Genomic DNA, 13646 nt, shown 5'->3' with positions numbered 1-13646 from the left:
CGGATCACCGGGGGCCGTTCCGTCAGACCGCCGGGAAGATCTCCGCGTCCGGCTTCAGCAGCTGGCCGGCCGCCGGCGCGGTGCCGTCGACCAGGTAGCGGGTGACCATCTTGTTCAGCGCCTGGCTGCGGCCGACCGCGCAGTGCTCGATCGAGTCGACGCTGACCAGCACCGCGTTGCCCAGCTCCTGCTGCATCCGCTGGGCGAACTTGTACTGGGTGGCCGGGTCGTAGAGGTTGCCGATCACCATCACGGTGTTGGAGGTCTTCTTGTTCCACGGGCCGGAGAAGCGCTCGGCGTCCCGGGCCGGGGCCGGCCAGCTCGCGCACGCGGGCGCGTCGAAGGCCTGGTAGCGGCCGAAGGTCGGCATCTCCTTCTCCCAGGCCTTGGCCGCGTTCGCGAACACCCGGTCGTTGGAGGGGTACGGCTTGTCCTGGCAGTTGACGGCCATGTAGGAGTCGTCCGCGGTGTACTCGGAGTCGACCGGGGCCTCCCGCAGCGCCGTCCGCGGGACGTCCACCGAGAGCAGGTTGGCGTCCTCGTCCGAGACGTTCGCCTGCGGGGCCAGCAGGGCGGCCGCGGCCGGCTTCTGGAACACCTGGTAGGTCGCCTGGAGGGACTTGGCCAGCGGGGCCAGCTTGGCCTGCGAGTACAGGGCGCTGGCCACCTCGCCGGTGAAGCTGCTCAGCGTCACCTTGGAGCCGTTCGGCAGCGTGATCGGGCTGGTCCGCAGGTGGTCGCGGAGCTGGTCGAACTTGGCCCGGGTGTCGCCCTCGCCGAAGGCGCAGCGCGGGGCGCCGGCGGTCTGGCAGCGCTTGAGGAACTCGTCCAGGGCCAGCTCGAAGCCGTTCGCCCGCTGGCGGTCGTACTCCAGGCCGTTGTGCAGGCGCAGGTTCGGGTCGACGTTGCCGTCGACGATGATCGCGCGGACCTTGTTCGGGTACATGTTGGCGTACGTCGAACCGATCAGGGTGCCGTAGGAGAACCCGGCGAAGGTGAGCTGGGCGTCGCCGACGGCGCGGCGCATCCGGTCGAGGTCGCGCACCACGTTGATGGTCGACATGTGCTCGATCAGCGGGCCGGCGTTCTTGCTGCACGCGTCGGTGTAGTCCTGGTCCGCGTCCAGCGTCTCGTTGATCTCGGCCTTGGTGACCGGCACGCCGACCATGCGGTTGGTGACCGCGTCGGCGTCCTCCTGGGTCTTGAAGCACTTGAGCGGGTTGCTCCGGGCCACGCCGCGCGGGTCGAAGCCGACCAGGTCGAACTTCGACTGCACCTCGGTGCCGAAGCGGGCGGTCGTCGCCCACAGGTAGCCACTGCCGCCCGGGCCGCCCGGGTTGAGGAACAGCGAGCCGATCCGCTTCGACGGGTCGCTCGCCCGCCGCCGCATCATCGCGATGCCGACCTTCTCGCCCGACGGCTTGTCGTAGTCCAGCGGCACGGGGTAGACGGCGCAGTCGTAGATGCCGGGGTCCGGCTTGGTCGGGTCGGGGTTGCACGGCGTCCAGGCGACGGGATCGACCTTCGCCTCGGCCAGGCTCGGGGTCTGGTCAATAGGCGCTGCCGAAGCGGCGGCGGCGGTGCCGGTGACAAGTGCAAGAGCGCAGGTGACCGCTCCGGCCAGCGTGGATATGCGGGACAAGGAACCTCCTCCGTACTGAAAGGGCGGCCCCAGCCTGTCAGTCGGAGATCTCCGTGGGAAGACCTGGGAGCGGCGTAAATCATCCACCCGTCATGTGACACATCGCGAAATATTCTGTGAATGAACCAACTTGACGGTTGATTGACCTGAGATTTCGTCATCCCGCGTTGCCGATCGACCGTCGGCCGTCCGGGTTCGGTGGGGGCGGGCGGCGTCCGGCGGGGGGCCTGCGCAGCCGACAAGGGCGCGGATTTCCCGCGCGGCCGAACACCCAGGGGCTCCCGCTATTGCGCGATCGGCATCGAGGGCACGGCGCTCCCCGCCGGTGCTCGGCGGCCCGTGGACGGGAGATGGTCCCACGCCTCGCAGGCGCGAGCCGGGTCGCGCCGGCGAGGAGCGGCACGCCTCAACTCGCGGCCGCTCCCCGCAGGGCGGCCGCCACCAGTCCCTGGATCGCGTCGACACCGGGCTTGCCGCCGCCCACCAGGTGCTCGAAGACCAGGCCGTCGACGCAGGCCAGCAGTGTGGTGGTCCGCCCGTCGGGGTCGCTCACGCCCTGGTCGGCGAGGAACGCGCGAACGGCGGCGCGCCCGGCGTTCTCCCGCGGGACGAGGATCTCGCGCAGTTCGGGATCGCGCACGCTCTCCACCGCGCAGGCGTACCGGGCCAGCGAGCGCCGCCGCCCGTCGCCGGACAGTCGTTGCCGCATCAACTCGGCGATGCCGTCGGCCAGTTCCTCCGACGAACGGACCGGCACCCGCTCCCCCATGGCGTGCAGCTCGCCCTGGTCCAGCTCCACCAGCCGCCGCACCAGTGCGGTGAGCAGGGCCTGCCTGGTCCGCAGGTACGCCGAGGTGGTTCCGACCGGCAGCCCGGCCGCCGCATCGACCGCCCGGTGGGTCAGTCCGCGCACCCCGAGGTCGGCCAGCACCCCGATCGCGGCGTCCGCCAACACCGTCCGGCGGTCCGGCCGCCCCGCATCGTCCCGTTTCTGGCCCTCGTGTCGCCGCATCCCTCCTTTCTACCGGGGCCGCGGCACCCGGCGCGCACCACCTCGGTCCGAGCCGACCGCCGACCGCCACCCCACCACCCCGAACCGCCCCGGCGGACCCCGACGGCCCCCGACCGACCCGCCCCCACCCCCGTCCACCTGCCGGCACCCCCGTAGTACGCTACTTCTACAGATGTAGAAAGCAGCGCGGCGACACGGGAAGGACCGGGCATGAGCAGCAGCAGCGCGGTGGTGGTCGGGGGCGGCATCGGCGGACTGGCGGCCGCGATCGGGCTCCGACTGGCGGGGTGGGATGTGACCGTGGTCGAGCGGGCGGCCGTCCTGGACGATGCGGGCGCCGGCATCTCGCTGGCCGCCAACGGGATGCGCGCGCTCGCCGCCCTGGGGGTCGGCGAGGCGGTCGAGGCTGCCGCCCGCCGCCAGTACACCGGCGGCACCCGGACGCCGGACGGCCGCCGGCTCGCCGCGATGGACGGTGCGGCACTGGAACGCGAGCTGGGCGCCCCGATCGTCGGGATCCCCCGCGCTGCTCTGCACCGCATCCTGCGCGAGGCGCTGCCCGCCGAGTCCCTGATCGTCGGCGCCGAGGTGACCAAGCTGGACACCACCCGGCCGTTCCGGGTCCGGGTCGGGTTCGGCGGCACCACCCCGGCGACCGACACCCAGCAGGCCAACCCCCGGCAGACCGACCCCCGGCACGCCGCCCCCCAGCACTCCGACCGCCCGAAGGCCGACTTCCTGGAGGCCGACCTCCTGGTCGCGGCCGACGGCATCAACAGCCGGCTCCGGCGCCGCCTCTTCCCCGACCACCCCGGGCCGGTCTACGGCGGCTCGACGGTGCTCCGGGCGATCACCGAGCGCCCGGTCGACGGACTGAGGGCCGACTTCGAGATCACCTGGGGGCACGGCGCCGAGTTCGGCCACATCGCCTTCCCGGACGGCACCGCCGAGTGGCACGCGGTCCTGAACGCCCCGGCCGGGGTCCGCTACCGGGACCCGCTGGCCGAGGTCCGCCGCCGCTTCGCGCCCTGGCACGAGCCCATCCCCTCGCTGCTGGCCGCGACCCGGCCGGAGGCGGTGCTGCACCACGACATCAACGAGCTGACCACCCCGCTGCCCTCCTACGTCTCGGGGCGGGTCGCACTGCTCGGCGACGCGGCGCACGCCATGACGCCCCACCTCGGCCAGGGCGCCTGCCAGGCCCTGGAGGACGCGGTGACCCTGGCGGCGGCGCTCGCCGAGGCCCGGACGGTCGAGGGCGCGCTCGCCCGGTACGACGCGGCCCGTCGTCCGCGCAGCCAGACCGTGGCCCGGGACGCCCGCCGGGCCGGCCGGATGGGCCAGCAGCTGGCCCACCCCCTGGCGGTCGGCCTGCGCAACGCCGCGATCCGGCTCACCCCGCCCGGCGCGATGGTCCGGACCGTCCTGCGGCACGCCGACTGGACGCCGCCGCGGATCGCTCCGCGTGCCGCCTAGGCACAAGCCCATGGTCCCGCTTGACGCGAAATCAGGTTAGGCACCATATTACTTCTCGTGACCCAGTACTCCGCGGGCGGTCCCACCGCCCCCAGCCTCGACCAGGCGCGCCGCCAGATCGCCCGCTACGGCCTCTCGGCCGATCCGCAGGCGATTCTGGTCGCGGCCCGGCTGATGGCGGCGGGCGCCCGGATCAACCAGGCCGGCGAGGTGCACTTCGGCCGCTTCGGCCTCTCCACCGGCCGCTACCGACTGCTGGCGGACCTGGAGGACCACGGCGGCGAGAAGTCGCCCTCCCAGCTCGCGGCGAGTCTCGGCGTCTCCCGGGCGACGGTGACCGGCCTGGTCGACGGCCTGGAGCGGGAGGGCCTGGTGGCCCGCCGGCCGTCCACCGAGGACGGCCGCGGCAACGTGGTGATCCTCACCGCGCGGGGCGCCGACCGGCTGCGGGAGCTGGCGCCCGAGCACTTCGCCCGGATGCAGGCGCTGGTCGGGGGGCTCTCCACCGAGGAGCGCGCCACCTTCCTGGACCTGCTGGGCCGGGTGGTCGCGGGCATGGACGCGCTCACCGAGGACTGATCCGCACCCAGGCGGGCCGCCGTTCGGCGGCCCGCCTCCTCTCAGCCCCAATAGTTAGGTGCCTAAGCACAAATACTTAGGCACCTAACCACTAACGAAAGGACATCCGCTCCGATGAGCAAGAAGGCCCCCGGCGCTCCCCCGCCCTTCGTCCTGTGGCGCGAGGTCCTGCTCGCCTACGCCATGCCCGCCGCCATGGCCGGGGCCGGTGGAGCCGTCACCGGCCAGCCCCAGCTGGTGGCCGCCGCGCTCACCACCATCGGCGGCACCTCCGCCCTGGTGGCCGCCGCACTCGGCGCCGCGCTGCGCCGCCGCCCCGTCCGCACCCGGCCCGCCCGGACCCCGCGCGCCCTCGCGGCCGCCGCACTCGGCCTGGCCGGAGCCGCGCTCGGCCTGGCCGTCGGCCTCGCCGCCGCCCACTGGCTGCCGCAGGTCCCCGGGCTGGCCGACAGCCCGTGGCCGCACCGGCTCCCCATCGACCTGCCGGTCTCCTCGGCGATCGCCGCCACCATCACCACCTGGCACTGGCGCGGCAGCCGCCCGGCCCGCACGGCACAGCACCGACTCCCCACCGCACCCCTCCCCGAAAGGCAGACGTCATGATCGTCATCATGGGCGCCGGTGGCGCCACCGGCGGCGCCACCCTGCGCAGCCTCGCCGCCCTCGGCGCACCGAGCCGCGCCCTCAGCCGCGAGCCCGCCCGGCTGGCCGCCGCACTCGACGAGCGCACCCTCGCCCGCACGGCCACCCTCCCGGCGGACGCCGCCGACCCGGCCTCCCTGCGCGCGGCCTTCCGCGGCGCGCACCAGCTCTTCCTCACCATGGCCAACGGCCCGCAGCAGGTCCGGTACGAGCTGAACGCGATCGAGGCGGCGGTCGACTGCGGCGTGGAGCACATCGTCAAGGTCTCCGCGCCCGCCGCGGAGCCGGACTCCCCCGTGGCCGTCTCCCGCGGCCACCACCTGATCGAGGAGCGGCTGCGCTCCTCCGGCATCACCACCACCGTCCTGCGGCCGTACGCGTTCATGCAGAAGCTGCTGCTCCTGGCGCCCGGCATCGCCGCCGCCGGAGTGGTGCACGGCGCGCTGGGACAGGCGCGCTGCAACTACGTGGACGCCCGGGACATCGGAGACGCGGCGGCCGAGGTGCTCACCCGCCCCGAGCTCGCCGGTGGCACCTATCCGCTCACCGGCGGGCGGGCCTACAGCTACCCGGAGCTCACCGCGCTGCTGGGCGAGCTGCTCGGCCGGCCGGTCCGCTACCTCGACCTGGGCCCGTCCGAGCTGCACGCCCACCTGGTCGGGCGGGCCGGGATGCCGGACTGGCTGGCCACCCACGTGGTGGAGATCCAGCAGCTCGCGGTGGTCCGCAAGGAGACACCGGACGACACCTTCCTCCGCCTCGCCGGACGCGCTCCGCGCACCCTGGAGGCCTTCCTCGGCGAGAACCTGCACCGGTTCCGCTGACCGCCGGGCCGTACGGCGGGCCGGGGCCGGACCGAGGGGACCGGAGCGCGAAACCCGGCCCGCCGACGGCCCGCCACCCGAAGGGAGCAGCATTCGCTGTGGTGTGGATCACGGTCGAAGAATCGACCTGACGATCCGTCAATTCCACTGACACCTCGTCACATGGGTTCCAACGGGGCTCAGTTATTGACTGACGAAGCGTCAGATTCGGCCAATCCGGCGCCAGTTGGGCCGTGTGTCCGCTCCTGCCGGGTCGCCGCGCCGGGGCTACCATCGGTCGGGTTGTCCGCTCCGGCCCCGGAGTGGGGTCACCCGATCAGGCGGTGCTCCCACCGCCCCAGGGGTCGGGCATCGGTCGGAACGGGGCGAGGACGAGGAGCGCACGGCTGCCATGACAGCTGAACCGAGCCACCCGGAGCAGTACCCCACGCCACCGCAGGATCCGACGCCCCACGCCGACCCCGTCCAGGGGTCCACGCCCCACGCCGAGCCCGCCCAGGCGCCGGTGCCGCAGGCCGAACCGGCCCTCGCCCTGTTCCCCGGCCGCCCGGCCGCCGCCCCGCGCACCCTGGTCGACGTGCTGGACGCCACCGTGTCCGCCCACCCCGACGAGCCCGCCCTGGACGACGGGCGCACCGTGCTCAGCTACCGCGCGCTGGCCGCCGAGGTCGAGCAGCTGCGCCGCCGGCTGGCCGCCGCCGGGATCGGCCCGGGCGACCGGGTCGGCGTGCGCGTGCCCTCCGGCACCAACGACCTGTACGTCTCGATCCTCGCGGTGCTCGCCGCCGGGGCCGCCTACGTCCCGGTGGACGCCGAGGACCCGGACGAGCGCGCCGAGCTGGTCTTCGGCGAGGCCGCCGTCGCCGCCGTGCTCGGCGCCGAACGCGGCCTGGCGACCACCGGCGAGCGCGCTCCCGCCCTGGAGCGCCGCCCCACCCCCGCCGACGACGCCTGGATCATCTTCACCTCCGGGTCGACCGGCAAGCCGAAGGGCGTGGCCGTCACCCACCACAACGCCGCCGCCTTCGTGGACGCCGAGGCCGCGCTCTTCCTCCAGGAGGAGCCGATCGGCCCCGGCGACCGGGTGATGGCCGGCCTCTCGGTGGCCTTCGACGCCTCCTGCGAGGAGATGTGGCTGGCCTGGCGGCACGGCGCCTGCCTGGTGCCGGTCCCCCGCTCCCAGGTGCGCAGCGGCGCCGACCTCGGCCCGTGGCTGGCCGAGCAGGAGATCACCGTGGTCTCCACCGTCCCGACCCTGGCCGCGCTGTGGCCGGCCGAGGCCCTCAACGAGGTGCGGCTGCTGATCTTCGGCGGCGAGGCCTGCCCGCCCGAGCTGGTGCAGCGCCTGGTCACCGAGGGCCGCGAGCTGTGGAACACCTACGGCCCCACCGAGGCCACCGTGGTCGCTTGCGCCGCCCTGCTGACCGGCGAGGGCCCGGTGCGGATCGGCCTGCCGCTGGACGGCTGGGACCTCGCCGTGGTGGACGAGGCCGGCCTGCCGGTCGCCCCCGGCGGCACCGGGCAGCTGGTGATCGGCGGGGTGGGCCTGGCCCGCTACCTCGACCCGGAGAAGGACGCCGAGAAGTACGCGCCGCTGCCCTCGCTGGGCTGGGAGCGCGCCTACCGCAGCGGCGACCTGGTCCAGGCGGACCCGGCCGGCCTGCTGTTCCTCGGCCGCACCGACGAGCAGATCAAGCTGGGCGGCCGCCGGATCGAGCTCGGCGAGGTCGACGCGGCCCTGCAGGCCCTGCCCGGCGTGGCGGGCGCGGCGGCCGCCGTCCGGACCGCGCGCGGCGGCAACCAGCTGCTGGTCGGCTACCTGGTGGTCCAGGACGGCTTCGACCGCGAGCAGGCCGTCGAGCGGCTGCGCGCCGAACTGCCCGCCGCCCTCGTGCCGCTGCTGGCGACCGTCGAGGCCCTGCCCACCCGGACCTCCGGCAAGGTCGACCGGGCCGCCCTGCCCTGGCCGCTGCCCGAGCTGGAGAACGCGGGCCCCGGCGAGGAGCTGTACGGCACCGAGGCCTGGCTGGCCGAGCAGTGGTCGGAGATCCTCGGCGTGCGGGTCGGCGGCCCGCGCGACGACTTCTTCGCGATCGGCGGCGGCAGCCTGGCCGCCGCCCGGCTGACCACCCTGCTGCGCACCCGCTACCCGAGCGCGGCCGTGCTGGACATCTACCAGCACCCGACGCTGCGCAAGCTCGCCCGGCACCTGGAGCGCACCGCCGGCGAGAGCGCCGAGGCCCGTACCGTCGCCCTGGTGCCGACCAGGGCCAAGCTGCTCCAGCTGCTCCTGCTGGTCCCGCTGTTCACCGTCGTCGGCCTGCGCTGGACGGTCGCCCTGCTGGCCGCCGGGAACCTGCTGACCCACCTCGGCGACTACCCGTGGGCGCCGACCGCCTCCTGGTGGTGGGTCGGCGCGGGCGCGCTCGCGCTGTACACCCCGGCGGGCCGGCTGGCCGTCGCGGCGGGCGGCGCCCGGCTGCTGCTGCGCGGGGTGCGCCCGGGCAGCCACCCGCGCGGCGGCTCCGTCCACCTGCGGCTGTGGACCGCCGAGCGGCTCGCCGAGCTGAGCGGCGCGGACTCGCTGTCCGGCGCCTGGCTGACGCGCTACGCCCGGGCGCTGGGCGCCAAGGTCGGGCCCGAGGTGGACCTGCACTCGCTGCCGCCGGTCACCGGGATGCTGAAGCTGGGCCGCGGCTGCGCGGTCGAGGCCGAGGTGGACCTGTGCGGCTACTGGCTGGACGGCGACCGGCTGCTGATCGGCCAGGTCAAGATCGGCTCCGGTGCCGTGGTCGGCACCCGGTCGACGCTGCTGCCCGGCGCCCGGGTCGGCAAGCGCGCCCAGGTGGCGGCCGGCTCCAGCGTCACCGGGCAGGTGCCGACCGGCCAGCGCTGGGGCGGCGCGCCCGCCGTCAAGCTGGGCCGCACCGAACGCGCCTGGCCCAAGGAGCGCCCCGCCCGCCGGGCCCGCTGGGCCTCGCTGTACGGCGCCAGCGGTGCCGTGCTCGGCCTGCTCCCGGCACTGCCGGCGCTCGCCGCGCTGGCCGTGCTGTCCCGGTTCGTCGAGCAGGGCGCGGCGCTCGGCCCGGCGCTCGGCGGCGCGCTGCTCGGCCTGCTGCCCGCCACGCTGGCGTTCGGCGCGGTGTACGCGGCGCAGCTGGTGGTGCTGGTCCGGCTGCTGAGCACCGGCCTGGTGCCCGGGACGCACCCGCTGCACGGCCGGGTGGGCTGGCAGGCGTGGACCGTCACCCAGCTGATGGACCGGGCCCGCGAGGTGCTGTTCCCGCTCTACGCCGGGCTGGTCACGCCGCTGTGGCTGCGCACCCTCGGGATGCGGGTCGGCCGGGGCGCGGAGGTGTCCACGGTGCTGGCGCTGCCCAGCCTGACCACGGTCGGCGACGGCGCGTTCCTGGCCGACGACACCCTGATCGCCCCGTACGAACTCGGCGGCGGCTGGGTGCGGCTCGGCGAGGCGAAGGTCGGCGAGCGGGCGTTCCTCGGGAACTCGGGGATGACCGCGCCGGGCCGCTCGGTGCCCAAGCGCGGCCTGGTGGGCGTGCTGTCGGCGACGCCCGCGAAGGCGAAGAAGGGCGGCTCGTACCTGGGCATGCCGCCGATGCGGCTGCCGCGTTCGGCGGACCTGGCCGACCAGAGCCTGACCTACGAGCCGCCGGCCCGGCTGCTGTGGGCGCGCGGCCTGGTCGAGGTGGCCCGGCTGGTGCCGGTGCTGGCCTCGGCGGCGCTGGGCCTGCTGACCGCGGCGGCGCTGTCCTGGCTGGCGGCCGGCTCGCCGCTGACCGCCGCGCTGCTGTCGGGCCTGGTGCTGCTGGCGGCCGGCGCGCTGGCCTGCCTGGTCTCGGCCGCCGCCAAGTGGCTGCTGGTCGGGCGGTTCCGGGCGGTGGAGCACCCGCTGTGGAGCGGCTTCGTGTGGCGCAACGAGCTGGCGGACACCTTCGTGGAGATGCTGGCGGTGCCGTGGCTGGTCGGCGCGGTGCCGGGCACCCCGGTGCTGAACCTGTGGCTGCGCTCGATCGGCGCGCACGTCGGGCACGGGGTCTGGTGCGAGAGCTACTGGCTGCCGGAGGCGGACCTGGTCACCCTCGGCGACGGGGTCACCATCAACCGGGGCTGCGTGGTGCAGACGCACCTCTTCCACGACCGGATCATGCGGATGGATACTGTGGTCCTCCGCGAGGGCGCCACCCTGGGCCCGGGCGGCATCGTGCTGCCCGGCAGCACGGTGGGCGCGCGCAGCACGCTGGGCCCGGCCTCGCTGGTGATGCGCGCCGAGTCCGTCCCCGCCGACACGCGGTGGCTGGGCAACCCGATCGAGGCGTGGCAGAGCACGCCGTGACCACCTCCCCGTCCCCCCGTCCCGGCCCGCAGGAAGCGCACGTCCCCGTGAAGCCCAAGCACGTCCCGGCGGCCGCCGGCGCCCCGGACCCGTACTTCCCGAACAGCGGCGACCACCGCTACCGGGTGCACCGCTACGAGCTGGCGCTGGACTACCGGCCCGGGCCCAACCGGCTGGCCGGCTCGGCCCGGCTGAGCGCGGTCGCGGACGCGGCGCTGGCCGAGTTCGCGCTCGACCTGGCCGAGTTCCGGATCGGCCGGGTGCTGGTCGACGGCAAGGCCGCCCGCTACACCCACCGCGGCGGCAAGCTGCGGATCCGCCCCGCCAGGGCGCTCGCGCCGGGCGCGGCGTTCACCGTCGAGGTGCACTACGCGGGCAACCCGCGCCCGGTGCGCAGCCCGTGGGGCGGCCTGGGCTGGGAGGAGCTGACCGAGGGCGCGCTGGTGGCGAGCCAGCCGGTCGGCGCGCCGTCCTGGTTCCCGTGCAACGACCGCCCCGCCGACAAGGCGACCTACCAGCTGGCGCTCACCACGCCGTCCCCGTTCACGGTGGTGGCGAGCGGCCGGCTGCTGACCCGCACCACCCGGGCGTCCAGCACCACCTGGGTGTACGAGCAGAGCGCGCCGACCCCGACGTACCTGGTGACGGTGTCGATCGGGCACTACCGGCCGGTGCCGCTGGCGGTGCGCCCGGCGGTGCCGCAGACCGGCTACGTGCCGGAGCGGCTGGCCGCCGCCTTCGCCCGGGACTTCGCCCGGCAGCCGGAGATGGCGGCGTACTTCGGCGAGGTCTTCGGCCCGTACCCGTTCGGCGAGTACGCGGTGGTCGTCGCGGACGAGGAGCTGGACGTCCCGGTGGAGGCGCAGGGCGTCGCCACCTTCGGCACCAACCACCTCGGCGGCGGCTGGGAGCGCGAGCGGCTGATCGCCCACGAGCTGGCCCACCAGTGGTTCGGCAACAGCGTCACCATCGCCGACTGGCGGCACATCTGGCTCAACGAGGGCTTCGCCAAGTACGCGGAGTGGCTCTGGTCCGAGCACGCCGGTGGCCCGGGCGCGGCCGTGCACGCCGCCGCCGCGCACCGGCTGCTGGCCGGGCTGCCGCAGGACCTGACGCTCGGCGACCCGGGCCGCAGGCTGATGTTCGACGACCGGCTGTACCAGCGCGGCGGGCTGGTGGTGCACGCGCTGCGGCGGGCGCTCGGCGACGACGCGTTCTTCGCGATGCTGCGGGACTGGACGGGCGCCAACCGGCACGGCGTGGTCGCCACCGCCGACCTGCGCGCGCACGCCGCCCGGTACACCGCCGCGCCGCTCGGCCCGCTCTTCGAGGCCTGGCTGGAACGGCCGGAACTGCCGCCGCTGCCGGGCTGATCCGGTTCACCGGGCCCGGCCTGATCCGGTTCACCGGGCCCGGCCTGATCCGGTCACCGGGCCCGGGCGCGGGGGTTATTGGGCCCGTGCGCGGGATTATTGGGTCGGCGTCGTGGCCGGGCTGGACTACTGTCCGTGCACATGTCGATGAGTCCAGAAGCCCACATGACCGACCTCCCCTCCGAGCTGCTGCCCGCCACCCGCCGAGCCCTGCTGCACCGGCTCGCCGTCGCCCAGGCCGAGGGGCGCACGCCCTCGATGGTCGCCGGGGTGCTGCGCGACGGGCGGCCGGTGTGGAGCGGCGCCCGCAGCATGGTCGACGGGCACGCGCCGACCCCGGACGTCCAGTACCGGATCGGCTCGCTCACCAAGACCTTCGTCGCCGTGCTGGTGATGCGGCTGCGCGACGAGGGCCTGCTCGACCTCGCCGACCCGCTCTCCCGCCACCTGCCCGGCACCCCCGCCGACGACGCGACCGTCGTCCAACTGCTCGCGCACTCCTCCGGCCTGACCGCCGAGACCCCCGGCCCGTGGTGGGAGCGGACCGAGGGCTCGCTGCGCCCCGGCCTCGACGACGTCCTGGAGGCCGACCGGCCGCTGAAGCACCCCGCCGGGCGGGTGCACCACTACTCCAACCCCGGCTACGCGCTGCTCGGCGCCCTGGTCGCGAAGCTGCGCGGCGAGCCCTGGGGCGAGGTGCTGCGCCGCGAGGTGCTGGCCCCGCTCGGCATGGACCGCACCACGCTGCTGCCCGAGCACCCGCACGCCGGGGGCTTCGCCGTCCACCCCTGGGCCGACGTCATGCTGCCCGAGCCGCTCACCGACACCGGGCTGATGGCGCCGGCCGGCCAACTCTGGTCCACCATCGCCGACCTGGCCCGCTGGGCGGCCTTCCTGACGGCCGGCGACGACAGGGTGCTGTCCGCCGACACCGTCGCCGAGATGCGCCGCCCGGCCGTCGCCCCGGACGACGCCGAGTGGACCAGCGGCTACGGCCTCGGCCTGCAACTGCGCCGCGACGAGGGCCGGCTGCTGTACGGGCACACCGGCTCGATGCCCGGCTTCACCGCGGGCCTGTGGATCAGCGAGGCCGACGGCCTGGCCGCGTACGCCCTCTCCAACGCCACCAGCGGCGCCAGCGCCCCGTCGCTGGCCGCCGAGTTGATCGCGCTCACCGCCGACCTGGAGCCCCGGCTGCCCGAACCGTGGCGCCCGCTCGCCGAGGTGGACGCGGAGCTGCTGGAGCTCACCGGCCCCTGGTACTGGGGCGCAGCGCCGGCCGCCCTGCGGCTGAGGCCCGGGCGGGTGCTGGAGCTCACCCCGCTCACCGGCCGCGGCCGCGGCTCGCGCTTCCGGCCCGAGCCGGACGGCACCTGGACCGGTGTGGAGAACTACTACGCGGGCGAGACCCTGCGGGTGGTCCGCCACCCCGACGGCACGGTCAACCACCTCGACGTCGGCTCCTTCGTCTACACCCGCGAGCCGTACGGCCCGGCCGGCGCCGTCCCGGGCGGGGTCGACCCGGAGGGCTGGCGGGCGTTCTGAGCGGCGCGCCGCTCTCCTCACGACAGCGGCACATCGGATCGTCACGACGGCGACGTGACGCGAGCGGCGCGACGGCGCGATCGTGACGACAGCGGCGTGACAGCAGCCGCGTGACGACCGCGGGGTCGCGACAACGGGGGCGTGCGGTGCGGCCGTACGCCCCCGTGGTGCGTGTTGTCCACCCCCCGCGAACGAGCGC

General features: G+C 75.1%; 9 protein-coding genes. 7 read left to right on the top strand and 2 right to left on the bottom strand.

The genetic code is table 11. The features are described 5' to 3' along the window. Positions 1-22: 22 nt before the first annotated feature. Entirely contained in the window at positions 23-1642 is a 1620-nt protein-coding gene (locus ACFVXH_RS17265; RefSeq protein WP_198959396.1) for an alpha/beta hydrolase, read from the bottom strand. Positions 1643-2048: 406 nt separating this feature from the next. Beyond that, positions 2049-2654, bottom strand: coding sequence for a TetR/AcrR family transcriptional regulator (locus ACFVXH_RS17260; protein ID WP_387824402.1), 606 nt, complete (start codon positions 2652-2654; stop codon positions 2049-2051). Positions 2655-2864: 210 nt separating this feature from the next. Between ACFVXH_RS17260 and ACFVXH_RS17255 the strand changes: the two genes are divergently transcribed. The 7 genes from ACFVXH_RS17255 to ACFVXH_RS17225 all read left to right on the top strand — a co-directional run bounded on the left by ACFVXH_RS17255 (position 2865) and on the right by ACFVXH_RS17225 (position 13447). Further along, entirely contained in the window at positions 2865-4130 is a 1266-nt protein-coding gene (locus tag ACFVXH_RS17255) for an FAD-dependent monooxygenase (RefSeq protein ID WP_387824399.1), read from the top strand. 57 nt (positions 4131-4187) lie between these two features. Then, on the top strand, positions 4188-4709 hold the full coding sequence (locus ACFVXH_RS17250; protein ID WP_387824396.1) for a MarR family winged helix-turn-helix transcriptional regulator: 522 nt from the start codon (positions 4188-4190) through the stop codon (positions 4707-4709). Between the two features lie 114 nt (positions 4710-4823). Further along, positions 4824-5312, top strand: coding sequence for a hypothetical protein (locus tag ACFVXH_RS17245; RefSeq protein WP_387824393.1), 489 nt, complete (start codon positions 4824-4826; stop codon positions 5310-5312). Continuing rightward, complete coding sequence (locus ACFVXH_RS17240; protein ID WP_375874969.1) at positions 5309-6175, top strand: NmrA family NAD(P)-binding protein; 867 nt, start codon at positions 5309-5311, stop codon at positions 6173-6175. Before ACFVXH_RS17245 ends, ACFVXH_RS17240 begins: the two co-directional genes overlap by 4 nt. A gap of 391 nt (positions 6176-6566) precedes the next feature. After that, positions 6567-10529 carry a Pls/PosA family non-ribosomal peptide synthetase gene (locus tag ACFVXH_RS17235; RefSeq protein WP_387824390.1) on the top strand — a complete coding sequence of 1321 codons (3963 nt, stop codon included), beginning with the start codon at positions 6567-6569 and terminating at the stop codon, positions 10527-10529. Between the two features lie 47 nt (positions 10530-10576). Continuing rightward, complete coding sequence (locus ACFVXH_RS17230) at positions 10577-11902, top strand: M1 family metallopeptidase (RefSeq protein ID WP_387824387.1); 1326 nt, start codon at positions 10577-10579, stop codon at positions 11900-11902. Between the two features lie 165 nt (positions 11903-12067). Continuing rightward, complete coding sequence (locus ACFVXH_RS17225) at positions 12068-13447, top strand: serine hydrolase domain-containing protein (protein ID WP_387824384.1); 1380 nt, start codon at positions 12068-12070, stop codon at positions 13445-13447. The last annotated feature ends 199 nt before the right edge of the window (positions 13448-13646 follow it).

This window comes from Kitasatospora sp. NPDC058184, from assembly GCF_042883725.1.
In the GTDB taxonomy this organism is placed as follows: domain Bacteria; phylum Actinomycetota; class Actinomycetes; order Streptomycetales; family Streptomycetaceae; genus Kitasatospora.
Note: the sequence above shows the minus strand (reverse complement) of the source record. Positions and strands in the feature narration are given on the sequence as shown.

Coding starts and splice junctions, on each gene's coding strand:
- ACFVXH_RS17260 (WP_387824402.1), bottom strand. CDS start 2,654: ATGCGGCGACACGAGGGCCAGAAACGGGACGATGCGGGGCGGCCGGAC.
- ACFVXH_RS17255 (WP_387824399.1), top strand. CDS start 2,865: ATGAGCAGCAGCAGCGCGGTGGTGGTCGGGGGCGGCATCGGCGGACTG.
- ACFVXH_RS17245 (WP_387824393.1), top strand. CDS start 4,824: ATGAGCAAGAAGGCCCCCGGCGCTCCCCCGCCCTTCGTCCTGTGGCGC.
- ACFVXH_RS17240 (WP_375874969.1), top strand. CDS start 5,309: ATGATCGTCATCATGGGCGCCGGTGGCGCCACCGGCGGCGCCACCCTG.
- ACFVXH_RS17235 (WP_387824390.1), top strand. CDS start 6,567: ATGACAGCTGAACCGAGCCACCCGGAGCAGTACCCCACGCCACCGCAG.
- ACFVXH_RS17225 (WP_387824384.1), top strand. CDS start 12,068: ATGACCGACCTCCCCTCCGAGCTGCTGCCCGCCACCCGCCGAGCCCTG.